General features: G+C 65.5%; 17 protein-coding genes. 9 read left to right on the top strand and 8 right to left on the bottom strand.

Annotated elements, in window-relative coordinates; translation table 11 throughout:
- The first annotated feature begins 146 nt into the window (after positions 1–146).
- Positions 147–2,048 (top strand): methyl-accepting chemotaxis protein, encoded by a 1,902-nt coding sequence (locus BLT03_RS13870; RefSeq protein WP_092744357.1) that lies wholly within the window; start codon positions 147–149, stop codon positions 2,046–2,048.
- Positions 2,049–2,238: 190 nt separating this feature from the next.
- On the opposite strand, the gene BLT03_RS13865 is transcribed toward BLT03_RS13870, so the two are convergent.
- Positions 2,239–2,697: a RidA family protein gene (locus BLT03_RS13865; RefSeq protein WP_092744356.1), complete on the bottom strand. Its 459-nt coding sequence runs from the start codon at positions 2,695–2,697 to the stop codon at positions 2,239–2,241.
- Positions 2,698–2,864: 167 nt separating this feature from the next.
- Positions 2,865–4,544 (bottom strand): methyl-accepting chemotaxis protein, encoded by a 1,680-nt coding sequence (locus BLT03_RS13860; protein WP_092744355.1) that lies wholly within the window; start codon positions 4,542–4,544, stop codon positions 2,865–2,867.
- A gap of 276 nt (positions 4,545–4,820) precedes the next feature.
- Between BLT03_RS13860 and BLT03_RS13855 the strand changes: the two genes are divergently transcribed.
- From BLT03_RS13855 to BLT03_RS13845, 3 genes are all read left to right on the top strand, one after another.
- On the top strand, positions 4,821–7,385 hold the full coding sequence (locus tag BLT03_RS13855) for a DNA internalization-related competence protein ComEC/Rec2 (RefSeq protein WP_092744354.1): 2,565 nt from the start codon (positions 4,821–4,823) through the stop codon (positions 7,383–7,385).
- A gap of 139 nt (positions 7,386–7,524) precedes the next feature.
- A complete protein-coding gene (locus tag BLT03_RS13850) occupies positions 7,525–8,985 on the top strand; it encodes a circularly permuted type 2 ATP-grasp protein (RefSeq protein WP_092744353.1) in 1,461 nt (486 codons plus the stop codon).
- Positions 8,986–9,070: 85 nt separating this feature from the next.
- Complete coding sequence (locus BLT03_RS13845; RefSeq protein ID WP_092744352.1) at positions 9,071–10,045, top strand: alpha-E domain-containing protein; 975 nt, start codon at positions 9,071–9,073, stop codon at positions 10,043–10,045.
- Positions 10,046–10,096: 51 nt separating this feature from the next.
- Here BLT03_RS13845 and BLT03_RS13840 read toward each other — a convergent pair whose 3' ends face one another.
- Positions 10,097–10,468 carry a DUF4148 domain-containing protein gene (locus BLT03_RS13840; RefSeq protein WP_139160397.1) on the bottom strand — a complete coding sequence of 124 codons (372 nt, stop codon included), beginning with the start codon at positions 10,466–10,468 and terminating at the stop codon, positions 10,097–10,099.
- A gap of 309 nt (positions 10,469–10,777) precedes the next feature.
- On the opposite strand from BLT03_RS13840, the gene BLT03_RS13835 reads away from it, so the two are divergent.
- Complete coding sequence (locus BLT03_RS13835; RefSeq protein WP_217640166.1) at positions 10,778–11,278, top strand: hypothetical protein; 501 nt, start codon at positions 10,778–10,780, stop codon at positions 11,276–11,278.
- Between the two features lie 81 nt (positions 11,279–11,359).
- On the opposite strand, the gene BLT03_RS13830 is transcribed toward BLT03_RS13835, so the two are convergent.
- Together BLT03_RS13830 and BLT03_RS24855 are read right to left on the bottom strand one after the other, a co-directional pair.
- On the bottom strand, positions 11,360–11,749 hold the full coding sequence (locus BLT03_RS13830; RefSeq protein ID WP_092744350.1) for a GNAT family N-acetyltransferase: 390 nt from the start codon (positions 11,747–11,749) through the stop codon (positions 11,360–11,362).
- 789 nt (positions 11,750–12,538) lie between these two features.
- The gene (locus BLT03_RS24855) at positions 12,539–12,685 is read right to left on the bottom strand and encodes a hypothetical protein (protein ID WP_245711399.1); all 147 of its coding nucleotides are present in this window, start codon (positions 12,683–12,685) and stop codon (positions 12,539–12,541) included.
- Between BLT03_RS24855 and BLT03_RS25090 the strand changes: the two genes are divergently transcribed.
- From BLT03_RS25090 to BLT03_RS23965, 3 genes are all read left to right on the top strand, one after another.
- Positions 12,636–12,893, top strand: a complete 258-nt coding sequence (locus BLT03_RS25090) for an IPTL-CTERM sorting domain-containing protein (protein ID WP_353615280.1) — start codon at positions 12,636–12,638, stop codon at positions 12,891–12,893. The genes BLT03_RS24855 and BLT03_RS25090 overlap by 50 nt on opposite strands.
- A gap of 124 nt (positions 12,894–13,017) precedes the next feature.
- Positions 13,018–13,500 carry a GreA/GreB family elongation factor gene (locus BLT03_RS13820; RefSeq protein WP_092744449.1) on the top strand — a complete coding sequence of 161 codons (483 nt, stop codon included), beginning with the start codon at positions 13,018–13,020 and terminating at the stop codon, positions 13,498–13,500.
- Positions 13,501–13,632: 132 nt separating this feature from the next.
- Positions 13,633–13,902, top strand: a complete 270-nt coding sequence (locus BLT03_RS23965) for a hypothetical protein (RefSeq protein ID WP_139160396.1) — start codon at positions 13,633–13,635, stop codon at positions 13,900–13,902.
- Between the two features lie 168 nt (positions 13,903–14,070).
- Here the strand turns inward: BLT03_RS23965 and BLT03_RS13815 are convergent, their stop codons facing one another.
- The 3 genes from BLT03_RS13815 to BLT03_RS13805 form a co-directional block, all read right to left on the bottom strand.
- Positions 14,071–14,466 (bottom strand): VOC family protein, encoded by a 396-nt coding sequence (locus tag BLT03_RS13815; protein WP_092744348.1) that lies wholly within the window; start codon positions 14,464–14,466, stop codon positions 14,071–14,073.
- A 196-nt stretch (positions 14,467–14,662) separates the two neighbouring features.
- A complete protein-coding gene (locus tag BLT03_RS13810) occupies positions 14,663–14,986 on the bottom strand; it encodes a VF530 family protein (RefSeq protein ID WP_092744347.1) in 324 nt (107 codons plus the stop codon).
- Between the two features lie 139 nt (positions 14,987–15,125).
- Positions 15,126–16,037 carry a LysR family transcriptional regulator gene (locus BLT03_RS13805; protein WP_092744346.1) on the bottom strand — a complete coding sequence of 304 codons (912 nt, stop codon included), beginning with the start codon at positions 16,035–16,037 and terminating at the stop codon, positions 15,126–15,128.
- Between the two features lie 166 nt (positions 16,038–16,203).
- On the opposite strand from BLT03_RS13805, the gene BLT03_RS13800 reads away from it, so the two are divergent.
- A complete protein-coding gene (locus BLT03_RS13800) occupies positions 16,204–17,046 on the top strand; it encodes an alpha/beta hydrolase (protein ID WP_092744345.1) in 843 nt (280 codons plus the stop codon).
- Positions 17,047–17,145 lie beyond the last annotated feature (99 nt).

Genomic DNA, 17,145 nt, shown 5'->3' with positions numbered 1-17,145 from the left:
CCGACGGCCCTGGCTCTCCAGGGCAGGGCCGGGGCTGGGGTTTTCTCGCCTCCGCGCCCAAGGGTTTGTGCGCTGCACAAGCCCTCCAACCGTGCGCACCATGGAACCTTCATCACTGGGTTTTACGGAGCCAACGGAGATCGGCCATGAAGAATTTGCGTATTTCCCACAAGCTCTGGTGGGCGGTCCTGGCGATCGTGCTCGCCCTGGCCGCCGTGGTCGGTACCTCGGCCGCCCGTTCGGCCGCCACGCAGGCGCGTTCCGCACAGGTGACGGCCGACATGGCCAGCCGGGTGGAGGCGGCCCTGCGCTGGGCCGGCCTCACCGAGACCAACGCCGCGCGCACGCAGGCCATCATCGTGAGCACCGACCCGGCGGTGGAGGCCGAGTTCAAGGACCTGATCGCCGCCACGACCGCACAGATCACCGAGGTGCAGAAATCGCTGGAAGCCTTGCCGCTATCGGACGCTGATAAGGCGCAAATGGGTGCCATTGCCACAGCCCGCAAGACCATGGCCGACCTGCGGGCCCGCGCTCGCCAGATGAAGGCCGAGGGAAAGCAGGCCGAGGCCGCGGCCCTGGTCAAGCAAAGCTACAACCCGGCCGTGGCCGCCTACCTGCAGACGCTGCGCGACTTCGTGCAACTGCAGCAACGGAACGCCGTGGAGGGGCAGCAGGCCGTGGCGGCGGAGCGGCTGCTGACGGTGCGCCTGGGCGCGCTGGCGGTGGCGCTGCTGGTGGCGGCCATCGTTGCGGGGGCGTACTTTTTGATCCGCAGCATTCAGCAGCCGCTGGCCGAGGCCAATGCGCTGGCCGCGCGCATCGCAGGCGGCGACCTGAGCGCCGCTAAAACCTCGGCGCGCGGCGACGAGTTCGGCGAGTTGCTGCGCTCGCTGCAGACCATGGGCGATTCGCTGGGCCGCATGGTGCAGCAGGTGCGCCGCAGCACCGACAGTATCGCCATCGCCAGTGCGGAGATCGCCGCAGGCAACCAGGACCTGTCGACGCGCACGGAGCAGACGTCGAGCAACCTGCAGCAGACCGCGGCGACCATGGAGCAGTTCTCCAGCACCCTGCAGCAAAGCGCCGGCAGCGCACGCGAGGCGAGCGGGCTCGCCGAAGGGGCCTCGGGCGTGGCGCGGCGGGGCGGCGAGGTGGTGTCCCAGGTGGTGGCCACGATGGAAGAGATCCAGCAGAGCAGCCGCAAGATCGAAGACATCATCGGCGTGATCGACAGCATCGCGTTCCAGACCAACATCCTCGCGCTCAACGCCGCGGTCGAGGCCGCGCGGGCCGGCGAGCAGGGCCGGGGGTTCGCGGTGGTGGCGGGCGAGGTGCGCCTGCTGGCCGGACGCAGCGCCGAGGCCGCGCGCGAGATCAAGGCGCTGATCGGTGCCTCGGTCGAGCGGGTGGACGCCGGCTCGCGGCTGGTGCAGGACGCCGGGGCCACCATGGCGGACATCGTACAGTCCGTGCAGCGCGTGGCCGACATGATCGGCGAGGTCACGGCCGCCGCGTCGCAGCAAAGCTCCGGCATCGCGCAGGTGAACCAGGCCGTCGGCCATCTGGACCAGATGACCCAGCAGAACGCCGCGCTGGTGGAAGAGAGTGCCGCGGCCGCGCAAAGCCTGCGCGAGCAGGCCGATCACCTGGCCAAGACGGTGTCGGTGTTCCGGGTGGATGGCGAGCCGGGGGCGGTGCCTGCCGCACCGGCTGCGGCGCCGGTCAGCGGGGCCGCAGTCCGTGGGCCAGCTGCCACGGTCGCTCGCGCGCGCATGCCAGCTCGTGCACCTTCCGCGCCGTCCTCCACCATTACTGCGGCGAAGACCGGCCGCGCTGCGTCGGCATTGGGCGCTGCGGCTCGGTCAGCGGCTGCTGCGGCCCCCTCGCAGCCCAGCACCGGTCGCGCCGGTGTCACTGGCGCGGGCGCAGGTGCCCCCCGGTCCGCTGCGCCAGCGCCTGCTCGCGCACCTGCGCTGGCCAAGCCGGCGGCGGTCGCTGCGCGGTCCAAAGAGAGCGGCGGCGATGACGACTGGACGTCTTTTTGAGAAAGTGATGGGGCCCGCGCGCGGCTGAAAATTTCAGCGCGGCGGGTGCGTGCGGGCGCCTTCATGGCAGCGCCGGAGCGGCCTGCTGCACTGCAGGCGCGTCGTCGCTCAAAGGAAAGGGCGCAGGAACCGAGGCCAGCGCTTGCCTCGGTGACGCACGGTGCCGGCCCGTGGGGCCAGCGGTGCCGGATCAGCCCAGTTCAGCGATCAGTTCGATCTCGACGCAGGCGCCCATCGGAATCTGCGCCACGCCGAATGCGCTGCGGGCGTGGATGCCCTTGTCGCCGAACACCTGGCCGAACAGTTCGCTCGCGCCGTTGGTCACCAGATGCTGCTCGGTGAAATCGCCCGTCGAATTCACGAGGCTCATCACCTTCACGATGCGCTGGATGCGGTTCAGGTCGCCGCCGGTGGCCGCGTGCAGCGTGCCCAGCAGGTCGATCGCCACGGCGCGGGCGGCAGCCTTCCCTTCTTCGGTGGTGATGCTGCGGCCGAACTGCGCCACCCAGGGCTTGCCGTCCTTGCGGGCGATGTGGCCGCTCAGGAACACCAGGTTGCCGGTCTGCACATAAGGCACGTAGGCCGCGGCAGGCACGGAGACGGGGGGCAGGGTGATGTCGAGTTCTTTCAGCTTGTCGTAAACGCTCATGGTGTTCCTCGGGGCAACGGTGGATGGCAAAACAAAAAGGCGAAATGCCACGGGCAGGGAGCCCGTGGCACAGCGCGCAAGTGTTGCACAACCTGTCTGGCGTTTCGGCCTGCGCCGCCGACCTCCGTTCAGCCGATGCCCGGGCCGTTGGCCCGGTTCGAGTGCGTTCAGGCCAGGGCGGGGCGCCGTGCGCCATAGGCCGGCAGGGCCTTGGCCGGGCCGCGCGGGCCCGCAGCGGGCGGAAGGCTCGCGGTGGGAATGGCGGCGGGGAGGGCGGCATGGGTGTCGAGCTTGAAGATCGCCACTGCGTCCACCAGCCGGCGCGTCTGCTGCTCCAGGCTCTGGGCGGCGGCGGCGCTTTCCTCCACCAGCGCGGCGTTCTGCTGCGTGGTCTGGTCGATCTGGCTGATGGCCTGGCTGATCTGCCCGACTCCGGTGCTCTGTTCGGCGCTGGCGCCGCGAATCTGCGCCACCATCTCCGTCACGCGCTGAATCGCGCTCACCACCTCTTGCATGGTGCGGCCGGCCTGATCGACCAGTTCCGTGCCCTGCGACACGCGCTCCACGCTGGTGCCGATCAGGCTCTTGATCTGCTTGGCGGCTTCGGCCGAACGGCCAGCCAGATTGCGCACTTCGGAGGCCACCACGGCAAAGCCGCGGCCCTGTTCGCCCGCACGGGCCGCTTCCACCGCGGCGTTCAGCGCCAGGATGTTCGTCTGGAAGGCGATGCTGTCGATCACGCCGATGATGTCGGAGATCTGCCGCGAACTGTCGTTGATGTCCTTCATGGTCTTCACCACCTGGGTCACCACGCCGCCTCCATGGGTGGCCACCGTCGCGGCGTTCTGCGCCAGCTGGTCGGCCTGCTTGGCGTTGTCGGCGTTGTTGCGCACCGTAGTGCTGAATTCCTCCATGGTCGAGGCCACTTGCTCCAGCGAGCTGGCCTGCTCTTCGGTGCGCTGGCTCAGGTCGGTGTTGCCGGTGGAGATTTCCATCGAGCCGGTGGCGATGGAGTCGCTGGCATGCCGCACTTCGGCCACGATGGCGACCAGGCTCTTTTGCATGGTGCCCAGCGAGGCGAGCACGCTGCCGGCTCGGGCGTTCGCCAGGCCTTGCATGTCGGACAGGTCACCTTCCGCCACGCGCTGCGCGGCCAGGCTCAGTTCGGCGGGCTCGGCACCCAGGGCGCGGGTCAGGCTGCGCGTGATCAGCACGCCGGCGGCGGCTGCGGCGGCGAAGGCCAGCAGGCAGGCGCCCAGCAGCAGAGAACGCTGCCACTGGAATTCCTCTTCCGCTTCCTTGACCATGGCTGCAGCGCGCTTGTCCGTGGCCACCGCGTATTCGTTCGTCTTGGCGATCAATGCGGCCAGCAGGGGGCGGCACTCCGCGTTCATCTTGGTGGTGGCTTGCTCGCGCTGGCCCGACACCGCCAGGTTGATGATGTCCAGCGCCACTTTTCCATAGGCCTGCTCCACCTTGTCGATCTCCGTCACCAGATTCTTGACGGCGGGAGGCACGTCGCTGCGGCTCACCGTTTCTTTCAGTTTGCCCAGGCTTTCCTGGACCGTCTTGTGGGCTTCCAGCGCCGCTGCTTTCTCCAGGGCAATGTCGGCAGGGGTGGTGACCAGCACCAGATTGCGGGCTGCGATGGCCCGGCTGTCCACCGCAGTACGGACCTGCTCCGCCAACTTGGCCCGCATGTTGACGCCGTGCACGTAGTCATTGAAGTTTTCGCTGGCGCCGTTCAATCCCCACACCGCCACGCTGGACGCCAGCAGCACCAGCAGGGCCAGCACGCCAAAGGAGAGCGTCAGTTGCGCTCGGACGGTGAGATTTCGAACGGACATGGAAAAACTCCTCGAAACGATAAAGTGATAAATATGATGTAAATGATACGTCGCATTTTGTAAAAGTAAAGTCGAAACCGATCAATGGTTCCTATCGGGAAGGAGATGCCGTCAGGTGGAAACGGCGATGCCCCTCCTTTGTGCGGCCGGGGAAGAGTCGATGCAAAGCTCTGTACGTCAGCTCGGCTTTTTTAGATTTCTATCCTTGCGGCTTTTTCGTGTCGCCTTTCGGATGCAACTTCCGAAAGGTGCGTCCCCGGCCTTTAGCATCCGCGCATGCCGCTTTCAACCACTGGCCCTGACACTGCAGGGTCGCCTTCCGCCGACCGCCCCTGGCGGCTGCCGTGGTGGCTTTGCGGCATCCTGGTCGGCGCGGTTTTGCAACTCACGCAGGCGGTGTTGTGGCCCATGGCTGCGTATGCGGTGGCGGCGATGGGCGGGGTCTTCGCGGCACTGGCTGCGGCAACCCTTCCCGGCAGGCTGCTGCCCAGGTGGTGCCGCTCGCGCGGCTTCATGTTCGCTGCCGGGCTGCTGGCCATGGTCGGCGTCACGGGTCTGCGGGCGATGTTGTTCTTGCAAGGCGCATTGCCAGAGGCGCTGGAAGGGCGCGACCTCCACATCGTGGGCGTGGTGGCCGCCATGCCCCAGGCGGCCGATACCGGCGTGCGGCTGCGCATGGCCGTGGAGTCGGCGGTGCTGGAGGGCAGCGCCGTCGCCGTGCCTCCGTTGATCGACGTGGCCTGGTACACGGGCGCCTTCGGTGAGGCGGCGGGCGTGGCCGATGTGCGGCGCCTGTCCGCCGAGGTGCGTGCGGGCGAGCGCTGGAGCATGACGGTGCGCCTGAAAGCGCCCCACGGCCTGCGCAATCCACACGGGTTCGATGCGGAACTGTCGTGGTGGGAGCAGGGCGTGCAGGCCACGGGCTACGTGCGCAACGGCCTGCGCGACGAGCCGCCACGGCGCATCGAGGCCACATGGCGCTACCCGGTGCAACGCGCCCGCCAGCGGGTGCGCGATGCGATCCTGGCGCACCTCGCGCCGGTTGGTGCCAGCGCCGGGGAGGACGATGGGGGCGGGATGGCGCGCGCCCGCGCTGCGGGCGTGGTGGCGGCCCTCGTCACCGGGGACCAGCGCGCGATCGACCGGGCGGACTGGGACGTGTTCCGGGCCACGGGCGTGGCGCACCTGGTCAGCATTTCGGGGCTGCACATCACCTTGTTCGCCTGGCTGGCCGCCGCTGTGGTGGGCGCGCTGTGGCGGCGGGTTCCGCGGCTGTGCCTTGCGCTGCCGGCACCCACGGCGGCGCTGGCGGGCGGCGTGCTGCTGGCCTGGGCGTACGCCGTGTTCAGCGGCTGGGGCGTGCCCGCGCAGCGCACCGTGTGCATGCTGGCGGCCGTGGCGCTGCTGAGGCTGTCCGGCCGGCGCTGGCCGTGGCCGCAGGTCTGGCTGCTGGCCTGTGCGGTCGTCGTGCTGTTCGATCCCTGGGCGCTGTTGCAGGCGGGCTTCTGGCTCAGCTTCGTGGCGGTGGCGGTGCTGTTTGCTTCTGATTCGATAGCAAGGGAGGCAATGAATACGCCGGCAGCGGGCCGATTTGTATCGATGTTGCGCGAGCAGTGGGTGGTCACGCTGGCCCTCACGCCGCTCACGCTGCTGCTGTTCGGGCAGGTGTCGGTGGTGGGCCTGCTGGCCAATCTGGTGGCGATTCCATGGATCACGCTCGTGGTCACGCCGCTGGCGCTGGGCGGCACCGTGTGGTCGCCGTTGTGGTCCGCCGCGGCGTGGTCGGTGCAGCCGTTCGCCGCGCTGCTGCAGTGGTTGGCCGCGTTGCCCTGGGCGTCGCTGTCGTTGCCGGCAGCGCCTGTGTGGGCGGGTGTGGCCGGCGTGGCGGGCGGCACGCTGCTGGCTTTGCGTGGCCCCTGGCCGTTGCGCACGCTGGGCCTGCCGCTGCTGGTTCCTGTGCTGTTGTGGCAACCGCAGCGCCCGCCGCCGGGCCAGTTCGAATTGCTGGCTGCCGACGTGGGACAGGGCCAGGCGGTGCTGGTGCGCACGGCTAATCACGCCATGCTGTACGACGCAGGCCCACGCTACGGGCTGGAGAGCGATGCCGGCGACCGCGTGCTCGTGCCGCTGCTGCGTGCCCTGGGAGAGCGCATCGATCTGCTGATGCTGAGCCACCGCGACACCGACCACACCGGCGGTGCGGCAGCTGTGCTGGCGCAGCAGCCGCAGGCGGGGTTCATGGGGTCGATCGAAAACGAACACGCCCTGCAGCAGCTTCGCCCGGCCGTGCCCTGCGTGGAAGGCCAGCGCTGGTCGTGGGATGGTGTGCTGTTCGAAGTGCTGCATCCGCATGAGGCCCAGGCGCCCGATGTGCCCGCATTCCTTTCCCTGCCCGCCGCCGGGCCGCGTGCCGCCGTGCGGCCCAACACGCTGAGCTGCGTGCTGCGGATCACGTCCGCCGCGCCGCCGCAGGGCAAGGCCGCTTCGGCGCTGCTGGTGGGCGATATCGAGCATGCGCAGGAAGCGGCCTTGCTGGCACGCGGCCTGGTGGCGCCGGTCGATGTGCTGCTGGTGCCCCACCATGGCAGCAAGACCTCGTCGAGCGCGGCATTCCTGGATGCGGCCCGTCCCTGCACCGCGCTGGTGCAGGCCGGCTACCGCAACCGCTTCGGCCATCCGGCACCCGAGGTGGTGGCGCGGTATCGCGAGCGGGGCACGGTGCTGCTCGATTCGCCACGCTGCGGCGCCGCGAGGTGGGCATCGGAGGCGCCGGGCCAGTGGCGATGCGAGCGCGAAGCGGCGCGCCGCTACTGGCACCACACACCCGCTCCTTTGCCGTAGCGGCGGGCCGGATGGAGGGGCCACGGTATGCGGGCGCTCCGTGTCTTTCATCTCTGTTCTTCGCGGCCGATGGCGGAGTCGCGAAAGTCGCCTGAACCCGGCTCACAACTTGCTATGCTGGTTACAGGAGGCACCAGTTATGCAGAAGTTCGATGAGATGTACACGATGCTGCCGTTCGACGGCAGCGACGTGCGCCCCCACTACAAGCGCTACGGCCAGTGGTTGTCAGGCCAGCCGGCCGAGGCCATGCAGGCGCGGCGCGCCGAAGCCGAGATGATTTTCCGCCGCGTGGGCATCACCTTCGCGGTGTACGGCGCCAAGGACGAGGACGGCGCGGGCACCGAGCGGCTCATTCCCTTCGACCTCATTCCCCGCATCATTCCCGCGCACGAGTGGGCACGCATGCAGCAGGGGCTGGTGCAGCGCGTGACGGCGCTGAACCGCTTCATCCACGACGTCTACCACGGCCAGGACATCCTGCACGCGGGCATCGTTCCCTCCGATCTGATCCTGAAGAACGCCCAGTACCGGCCCGAGATGGCCGGCGTCGACGTGCCGCGCGACCTGTACGCGCACATCGCGGGCATCGACATCGTGCGGGCCCCCGACGCCAGCGGCAACGGCATTTACTACGTGCTCGAAGACAACCTGCGCGTGCCGTCGGGCGTGTCGTACATGCTGGAAAACCGCAAGATGATGATGCGGCTGTTTCCCGATCTGTTCCGCACGCACCGTGTGGCGCCCGTCGCCCACTATCCCGATCTGCTGCTGGACACCCTGCGTGCCAGCGCCCCGGCCGCCACGGCGCAGCCGACGGTGGTGGTGCTCACGCCCGGCATGTACAACAGCGCCTACTTCGAACACGCCTTCCTGGCCCAGCAGATGGGCGTGGAACTGGTCGAAGGGCAGGACCTGGTGGTCAAGGACAACTTCGTCTACATGCGCACCACGCGCGGCTTTCAGCGCGTGGACGTGATCTACCGCCGCGTGGACGACGATTTTCTCGACCCCAAGGTGTTCCGCTCCACGTCCACGCTGGGTTGCGCGGGCCTCATGAACGCCTACCGCGCGGGCAACGTGACGATCTGCAACGCCGTGGGCACGGGCATTGCCGACGACAAGTCGGTCTACCCCTATGTGCCCGACATGATCCGTTTCTACCTGGGCGAAGAGCCCATTCTTGCCAACGTGCCCACCTGGGTTTGCCGCAAACCTGACGACCTGGCGTACGTGCTCGATCACCTGCACGAGCTCGTCGTGAAGGAAGTGCACGGCGCTGGCGGCTACGGCATGCTCATCGGCCCGGCCGCCACCAAGGCGGAGATCGAAGACTTCCGCGCCGCGGTGCTGGCCAACCCGTCGGGCTACATCGCTCAGCCCACGCTGTCGCTATCGAGCTGCCCGACGTATGTGGAATCGGGCATCGCCCCGCGCCACATCGATCTGCGCCCGTTCGTGCTGAGCGGGCAGAAGGTGCAGATGGCCGCCGGCGGCCTGACCCGCGTGGCTCTCAAGGAAGGATCGCTCGTCGTGAATTCATCGCAGGGCGGGGGCACCAAGGACACCTGGGTGCTCGGGGAAGAAGGGAGCGTTGCATGAAGACGCATGCCCTTCGATATTTCTGTGCATTGCGCCATTGCACGCATTTGCAGGTGGTTCGTGAAGTTTCTGGTTGGGAGAACGCATGCTGAGCCGCACCGCCGATCATCTGTTCTGGATGTCCCGCTACACCGAGCGCGCGGAAAACACCGCACGCATGCTCAACGTGAGCTACGAGACGTCGCTGCTGCCACAGTCCGCCGCCGTGGCGCAGGAAAGCTGGCTGGGCCTGCTGTCGATCAGCGAGCTCATTCCGGCCTACACCGCGCGGCATGGCGAGGTGACGCGCGAAGGGGTGCTGGAGTTCATGGTGCGCGATGGAGACAACCCGTCGTCCATCCTTTCGTGCCTGCGCGCGGCCCGCGAGAATGCCCGTGCCGTGCGCGGCTCGCTCACTACCGAAGTGTGGGAGACGCAGAACCAGACCTGGCTGGAGTTGCATCGCCAACTGGAAGGCACGTTGTTCGAGCGCGATCCGGGCCAATTCTTCGAATGGGTCAAGTACCGCTCGCACCTGTCGCGGGGCGTGACGCTGGGCACCATGCTGCAAGACGAAGCGTTTCACTTTCTGCGGCTGGGTACGTTCCTCGAGCGTTCGGACAACACGGCGCGGCTGCTGGACGTGAAGTTCCACGCAGTGCAGAGCGACTTCCACGGCTCGGTGACGCGCGACCGCAGCCGGGCCGCGCCGCAGGAGTTCGACTTCTATCACTGGAGCGCTATTTTGCGCAGCGTGTCGGCCTTCGAGGTGTACCGCCGCGTGTACCGCGACGTCATCACGCCCGAGCGCGTGGCCGACCTGCTCATCCTGCGCCGCGACATGCCGCGCTCCCTGCACGCCAGCCTGCACGAGGTGGGCGAGAACCTGGCGGTGGTCGCCAACGACCAATCGTCCGAAACGCAGCGCAAGGCAGGCCGGCTGCTGGCCGACCTGCGCTATGGCCGCATCGACGAAATCCTGTCCACCGGACTGCACGCGTACCTGACGCAGTTCCTGGACCGGGTGAACGAGCTGGGCGCGGGCATCAGCCGCGACTTCCTGGTGCCGGTGCCGGCCTGAAGCCAGCGCAGCCGCAGCGCTGGCGCGGCGTGCGCTGACCGCCGCGCCGCGTCAAGGCGCAGCACCCGCAGCGGCACCGCCGGCCACGGACGTTCGTGCCTGGGGCTTGCACTCGGGCACGGCGCGGTTCACGGGAGCACTCGGCAAGCCATGGGACTGCATGGACATGGACTCCATCTCGCCCGACGCGCGGGCGCAGAGCAGTTCGGCCACCACCTCGGCCCGCGTGCGGACTGGGGTGGCGTCGGCGGCAACGGCCATCTGCAGGGGCGCAGCAGCAGCGGCGGTGACATGGGCGCCGGCCTCTGGCGAAGGCTGGATCTGCGCCATCGCTGCGGAAGCGGCGGCAAGAGAACAGAGCGCGTAAAGGGCGACGGCCGTGCGGAATGGGGTCAGGCCTGAGCGGGTGAAAAGGGTCGGCATGGAAGGCTCCTTGGGGCAGTTTGGAAAGGGTCGGAACGGCGTTCTGCCTTCCGTGCCTCCAATGTGCCCACCCGGGCTTTTTGCCGCGACCCGATTGCGACGAATGCGCCGCCGAGGCGCGTGAACTGCTGCCTTACGGCGTGAATGAATGCCATATGACTGCGGCTGGGTGGGATCCATGGGTGCCATCCCCGGCTGCATTGACGCGCTGGCCTCCCTTTAGGTGGGTCGCCACATCAGTCGCCGCGGTGGTGCGATCATGGTCAGAATCGGAGCGAAAGCTCCTCCTTACCTTTCTATTCATCGCCAATGACCGCGACCAGCCAAGCACAAGGAATGCCGCCCGAGGTCTCGCGGCTGATCTCCGCCGTCTCATCCGTGATCGGGACGACAGAGGTTGAAGTCGACAAAACCTACCTTCCAGAAGTACAGGTGTCAGATCTTTCTCTGCCTGGTGCATATGCAGACCTGCCGATCGCAATGCTCCGCCGCTCAAAAGGTGCGCTTCCAGAAGAACAACTTCTTTCCATCAACTTTAGGATAGAAAGAAATGAAGCGGGACTGAAGGCGTTGGAGTTTCTCTCGTGGTGGGTAAGGGACCAATCGAGCGGGGGATCGAACATGCAGATTCGCTCGATTGGCCTTCCTCCAATCGCCGGCGATCGAAAACAACTGGGCTCGACCCTTCGTTTCACGATCGATTGGTTTTACGCCAGTGCAACAAGCAATATGCAAGAAGTGCTCGCAGCAATGGGAGCGAAAGCGAAAGAGCTTGAGCTAGCGGTGAAACTCTACGGCGCCGCGTTCTAGCACGCGCTCGGCGAATCTGCATCGGCTATCCCTGCTGACAACGTCGGGTAAGTCGATTTTTGATTAGCAGCTGTAGCGATGTCATCGTCGTGAGCGCTCCATAGCCGTTGATGAAGCATTGAAGCCAAGCTTCGCAAAAAATTCTGCAGCGCCCGGTCGCCCGGCCCGAAGCACCCAAGTGATGTCTGGTGCAGATGCGATCAGGCTTTCAACAAACGCCTGGCCGACACCCCGCCGCCGATACTGCTCCGCGACCACGACCATCGACACGTACCCGTTAGAGATTTCGTCGGTGATCGCACGCGCGAAGCCCACGATTTGCTCATCTTCCACCGCGACCATTGCTCGCTGTGAGGCCGAAATCAAACGGCTGAATTCGGGGGCGCTACCGATTCGATGGGCCCATCCGCTGGTCATCAACAAGTGGCGGACCGACTCGAAATCGGGAGCAACAATGCTGCGAATTTGCATACCTGCTCCTTACGAAGTTCAGGAGATTGTGCCGTCCGCTCCTGTTTGGGTTTGCGCATTGCTATACCCGGCAAGCCGCGTACACGAAGCAAATTTTTTGGGTGGTGGGATTCATCTAGACAAGGTCGAAAAGTCTGCTTGAGACGGATTCTGGGGGCCAGCGTCAGTGCGAGGCAGCGCATGTTCGATGACTCAGCCGCGACAGACTGCTTAGAATCTTCGTCGCTCAAAAACCATCTGCTTTTGTCATGCATTCCATCAACGGTTGGACCGTGGTGCGCAAGCTGCTTGTCGCAGCCGCACTCTGCGCCACAGCCAGCGCACACGCCACTTACACCCTGTACGTCTACGAATCAGCGGGCGATGTCGTCACGCAGGGAAGTGGAGCTGTCAACACCGCAGGCCTCACCCTGCTCGGGAGCCCTGGGAATTTCGTCGCCGATGTGTGGGCGAATACTGCGCGCCTTACCGTCGGCACTGGCTCTTCCGCGCTGTGGCAAGGCATCAGTGGGCCTACAAATTTCGGAGGGCCTGCCGTCGGGTTCAGCAGCACGAACAACACGGGTCCTTTTATCGGAGTATTTGGGTCGAACAGTACGATTCGCCTCCCCACGGGCTACGTCTCTGGGACTCCTTTGCAAAACTCCAGCCGGTGGAATGGGCGAAGCCTTGCGAGCATGGGTTTGAACCCGGGCACATACACGTACAGTTGGGGCGCCGGACCTACCAGCGACAGCTTCACGGTGTTAATCGGTACGGCCCCTCCGCTGCAGCCACAGTCGATCACCTTCACGGCCCCAGGCGCTCAAGTGCTGGCTCGAGCCTTACGGTGACCGCAACCGCCTCATCAGGCTTGCCTGTCAGCTTCAGCACGGCCACGGCAACTGTGTGTACGGTCAGCCCGAGCGGGGTGGTGACGCTGATCAGTGCAGGCACTTGCACTCTCAACGCCGACCAGGGCGGCGATGGGTCTTTCTCTGCCGCGCCGCAGGTGCAGCAGACCTTTGCAGTTGCCGCAGTCCCCATCACGCCTGCCACTCCTGGCGCCCCGGCCAGCATTCCGACCCTCTCGGAATGGAGCGTCGTGCTTCTGACGTCGCTAGTGGCAATGTTTGGGCTTGCACGGACGCGACGGCGTGGATAGTTATGCTTCATGGGCAAGGTTCAGCCCGCACACTGGGGCGGAATCCTGAAAGCCACTCGGTTTCTGCGGTGGAGCCTTCACAACAAAAAACCGCCCCGGCTGTTCGATATGCCTACTCTCCATGATGGATAAATTCTTGCTGCAGCAGCAGGTGCTAGAAAGACTCGGCCAAGATCTGCACCAAGCCGAACAGGCAGTGCGGTCGGCCCATGAAACCGCGACCCACGAAGAAAACGTCGCCGAAAACAAATACGACACACTGGGACTCGAAGCCGCCTACCTGGCCGCCGGCCAAGCTCGGCGCGCCGAAGCCATCCGCCAAGCGATGGCGAGTTGGCGTCAATTCCACCCGCGCCCCTACGACGCAAGCAACGGTATACGGCTTGGCGCGCTGGTCTGCCTTGTTGATGTCGACGACAAGCAGCAACGTCTCTTTCTCGGTCCCGATGGGGGCAGCATGACGTTGGACTGCGGCGCTCAGTCGGTTCAGGTCATCAGCAGCGATGCCCCCTTGGGCAGGGCCATGCTGGGTAAATGCGTGGGCGATGATGTGTCGTTAAAAGTCGCTTCAGCCCGGCAGCAGTTTGAAGTGCTGTGGGTTCATTAAGCCGTCAGGAAATTCACGCCGAATTGGGCAAAAACGGTGAGGCGCCATCAGGCAGGGCCAGATACTCCCATGGTCCAGGTATTTCGCAGGCCCTGCTGGGCCCATCACATGAGCGAACATTAGGAATAACAAATGAGTTCAGCCAGCGCCGCAATGCTTCTGGTCCGTTTTCTCGGCCTTATAGCGCTACTTTTTGGTTCGCTTTGGCTGGTAACCCTTCTTAGTGCCGTCGCGATCTCACTCGGCGGCGCTCCCGACTGGATGACATCAGCTATCTGGGGCTACACGGCGCAAGGCCTGCTTTCCGGGCCCATTTGGTTCGTTGCTGGCTTTGTTTTGCTGAACAGGTCGAAATCCATTGCAGCATTTGTCGCCAAAGGCACTGACAGTCATGGGAACTAACCCATCCTTACAGCGGATGACCAATGGCGTGGCTTATGCCAATACATTGCGCGCTGCTTTCCAGGGCTCACTGGCAGAGACGCAGATCCTGAACCTGGAGCGCACAGCGCTTGAGTTTGTGAGTGCAGGTGCTCAAGCGACGTCAAGCTTGAACCCCTGCAGTTCGCTTCAATTATCAGTGTGGACAAAGCACAGTTTGTGGCCCTCTGGGTCCAAGCAGTAGGCGGCATAGAAGTCAGCTGCGTACCGAGGTCGTATTCCGGGCGCACCGAGATCCGTCGCTGAATTGGAGAGTGCCACCGTCCAAGCAGCATCTACGACGGTCGGTGAAGCACACAGAAAACTCACCTGCGAACCATTGGCTGTGCTCGACGGTTCGCCGTTGATGGGCTCATTCACGACGAACTGTGGCCATCGTGTATCCGGCCTGCGCCATATCACGCCCGCTGGGCCGATGTCCTCCAAATCAGTCGTTCGAGACAGGCCAAGCTCTGCGAGCACCACGTCGTAGAACGCAACCATCGCCCGGAGGTCTCGAACGCCGATCTGAATGTGCGCGTACATGTCGTGAGGGTCGTTAAGGGGGCGCTATGTGGAAACGCGTGATTTGAAACAGAGAAATCTCATATACGCAATGCGGCCCTGGAGCGCAGGCGCATTTCAACCGCCTTGCCCAACATGACGTGATGGGCCTCAGGCGTTGAGTCTGGCAAGCCGAACCATCACACAGGCGGTTTGGCAGGAAAACGGTTCGGAGCCATTAGCCGCCGCGCTGGCGCTTTTGCTCGCGCAGCATGAAGAGGTACAGGCTCTCGACCTTCTCCCGCGCCCACGGCGTCTTGCGCAGGAATTTCAGGCTTGACGCTACGCTAGGGTCGCTTTGAAAGCAGCGCAGCGCCACGCGGTCGGCCAGCCCCGCCCAGCCGTAGTAGTCGTGCAGCGCGACCACGATGGCTTCGAGGGTGAGGCCGTGCAGCGGGTTGCGCGGTTGCTGAGCGGACTGCTGGGACGGCGCGGCGGGGGATGGCGGGGTTTCGCGGGATGCGCCGGGCTGGCCGGATTCGGGGACTTCGGGTTCAGTCATGGCAGGAGCATACGGCCCGTGTGGCCGGCCTGGCACGGCGCTGCAGGTATCGGCATGAAAAAAGGCTCCAGCGCATATTTCACTAGGGTAGTGTGCTATTAAAAATATAGCAATCGATCAAAACCGAAAAGGGCGGCCGTCATATCTGCATGTGCTTTTCACCCGCGAACAGCTCAGCTGCCCAGTCCACGAAGGCGCGCACCTTGGCGCTCAGGTGCCGGTTGGGCGGGTACACCACATAGACCGGTATGGGCGGTATGTACCAGTCGGGCAGCAGCCGCACGAGGCTGCCGCGCTCCATCAGGTGGGCGGCCTGGAACATCGTGATCTGGCCCACGCCGCGCCCGGCCACCAGGGCCGCCGAATAGGCGTTGGATTCGTTCACCGCCAGTTGCGACGGGCCGGTGATCTCGATCATCTTTCCGTCGCGCACGAACTCCAGCGGGTAGCGGCGCGTGGACAGGGGCGAGAAATAGATCACGCTCTTGTGGTCCGTCTCCAGGTCCAGCGGGTGATTGGGCATGCCGTGGCGTTCGAGGTACGAGGGCGAGGCGACGGTCACGAACTCCAGGTTGCCGATGCGGCGCGCCACCAGCGACTGGTCGGTCAGCTCTCCGCCACGGATCACGCAATCGACGTTGTCGCCGATCAGGTCCACCGGCCGGTCGCTCACGCCCAGGTCGATCTGGATGTCAGGAAAGCGCGCCTGGAACTCTTCGAGCCGCGGAATGATGAGCAGCCGCGCCACCGACGAGCCCACGTCCACCCGCAGCCGGCCGCTCGGCGTGGCGCGCGCGTGCGTCATGCTGGCCTCGATGTCGTCGAAGTCGGCCAGCAGGCGCACGGTGCGGTCGTAGTAGGCCGCGCCGTCGGCGGTGACCGTCACGCGGCGCGTGGTGCGATTGAGCAGCTTCACGCGCAGCCGCGCCTCCAGCGCCTGCACGTGCTTGGTGATGGTGGCCTTGGGCAATTGCAATGAATCGGCAGCGCGCGTGAAGGTGCCGGCCTCCACCACCCTCGCGAATATCCGCATGGCCTGGATCTGGTCCATGGGTTCTCCTTCTCTCTCTGGCCCCGAATGGGGCCAGGGAATTCTCACACGGGCAAAGGCCGGCGATTGTTGTGCAATCGGAAACAGAGCTGTGGCGTTTGGCTGGTTTATTGTGGGCGTTCGCGTCGCTACATTTCACATCACCCGGTCTTGTCCGGTCACCGCCATGTCCAGCACCCAACCTACATCGTCCTCATTGTCCACCTGCACCGACACCACCATTGAGGTGGCCAAGGGGCAGGAAGTGGCCGTGCGCATGTATGGCCGCAAGAAGCCGAAAGAAACACTGCCACTGGTGGTGCATTTTCATGGCGGCGCTTTCGTGGCGGGCGATCTGGACAACGGCTGCACGGTAGGCCAACTGCTGGAGCGCGCCGGCGCGCTCGTGGTTTCGGTCGCATACCCGCTTTCGCCCGACCATCCGTTTCCCCAACCGGTGGATGCAGGATACGCCGTGCTCAAGTGGGTGCATAAGCACCGTACCCGCCTGGCGGGTCCTGGCGCCAGCGTGTATGTGGCTGGCGAAGAGGCGGGCGGCAACCTGGCCGCCGGCGTGGCGCTGATGGCGCGCGACCAGGCCCATCCGCCGCTGGCGGGGCAGATTCTTCTGTCGCCCATGCTCGATCCCTGCGGTGGCACGCCTTCGGTTCGCGCCGCCATGGGCGAATCGACGGCCTGCAAGTGGGCCGACGGCTGGCTGCAGTTCCTGCGCTGCACCCGCGATGCCGAGCACCCCTATGCCGTGCCCGCAATGGCCCAGCGCCTGGCGGGCCTGCCGCACACCCTGGTGCTGGTGGGCGATGACGATCCCATGCGTGACGAAGCCCTGGCCTATGCCGCCCGATTGCAGGCGGCGGGGCTGGAGGTCACGCGGCACATGTTTGCCAAGGCAAACCAATGGCCCGACGCGCTGCTGCAGTCCGGCATTGGTCAGTGCCCCTGTGCGCTCGAGGTTCAGGCGCAGTTCCGCCTTTTCTTCGAGGCCACCCGATGTACCGCCCCATCCTGACACCCCACTGATTGCCCACTGACCGCTGACCGCGGTGTGCGTTGACTTCAACGGTGGTTGAGGTTCGATACTGCGCACCGCCGTTCGAAGCGGCACCCC

It is taken from the genome of Paracidovorax valerianellae (assembly GCF_900102625.1).
GTDB lineage: Bacteria > Pseudomonadota > Gammaproteobacteria > Burkholderiales > Burkholderiaceae_C > Paracidovorax > Paracidovorax valerianellae.
This window is presented reverse-complemented; position numbering and strand designations above follow the sequence as displayed.

Coding starts and splice junctions, on each gene's coding strand:
- BLT03_RS13870 (WP_092744357.1), top strand. CDS start 147: ATGAAGAATTTGCGTATTTCCCACAAGCTCTGGTGGGCGGTCCTGGCG.
- BLT03_RS13865 (WP_092744356.1), bottom strand. CDS start 2,697: ATGAGCGTTTACGACAAGCTGAAAGAACTCGACATCACCCTGCCCCCC.
- BLT03_RS13860 (WP_092744355.1), bottom strand. CDS start 4,544: ATGTCCGTTCGAAATCTCACCGTCCGAGCGCAACTGACGCTCTCCTTT.
- BLT03_RS13855 (WP_092744354.1), top strand. CDS start 4,821: ATGCCGCTTTCAACCACTGGCCCTGACACTGCAGGGTCGCCTTCCGCC.
- BLT03_RS13850 (WP_092744353.1), top strand. CDS start 7,525: ATGCAGAAGTTCGATGAGATGTACACGATGCTGCCGTTCGACGGCAGC.
- BLT03_RS13845 (WP_092744352.1), top strand. CDS start 9,071: ATGCTGAGCCGCACCGCCGATCATCTGTTCTGGATGTCCCGCTACACC.
- BLT03_RS13840 (WP_139160397.1), bottom strand. CDS start 10,468: ATGCCGACCCTTTTCACCCGCTCAGGCCTGACCCCATTCCGCACGGCC.
- BLT03_RS13835 (WP_217640166.1), top strand. CDS start 10,778: ATGACCGCGACCAGCCAAGCACAAGGAATGCCGCCCGAGGTCTCGCGG.
- BLT03_RS13830 (WP_092744350.1), bottom strand. CDS start 11,749: ATGCAAATTCGCAGCATTGTTGCTCCCGATTTCGAGTCGGTCCGCCAC.
- BLT03_RS13820 (WP_092744449.1), top strand. CDS start 13,018: ATGGATAAATTCTTGCTGCAGCAGCAGGTGCTAGAAAGACTCGGCCAA.
- BLT03_RS23965 (WP_139160396.1), top strand. CDS start 13,633: ATGAGTTCAGCCAGCGCCGCAATGCTTCTGGTCCGTTTTCTCGGCCTT.
- BLT03_RS13815 (WP_092744348.1), bottom strand. CDS start 14,466: ATGTACGCGCACATTCAGATCGGCGTTCGAGACCTCCGGGCGATGGTT.
- BLT03_RS13810 (WP_092744347.1), bottom strand. CDS start 14,986: ATGACTGAACCCGAAGTCCCCGAATCCGGCCAGCCCGGCGCATCCCGC.
- BLT03_RS13805 (WP_092744346.1), bottom strand. CDS start 16,037: ATGGACCAGATCCAGGCCATGCGGATATTCGCGAGGGTGGTGGAGGCC.
- BLT03_RS13800 (WP_092744345.1), top strand. CDS start 16,204: ATGTCCAGCACCCAACCTACATCGTCCTCATTGTCCACCTGCACCGAC.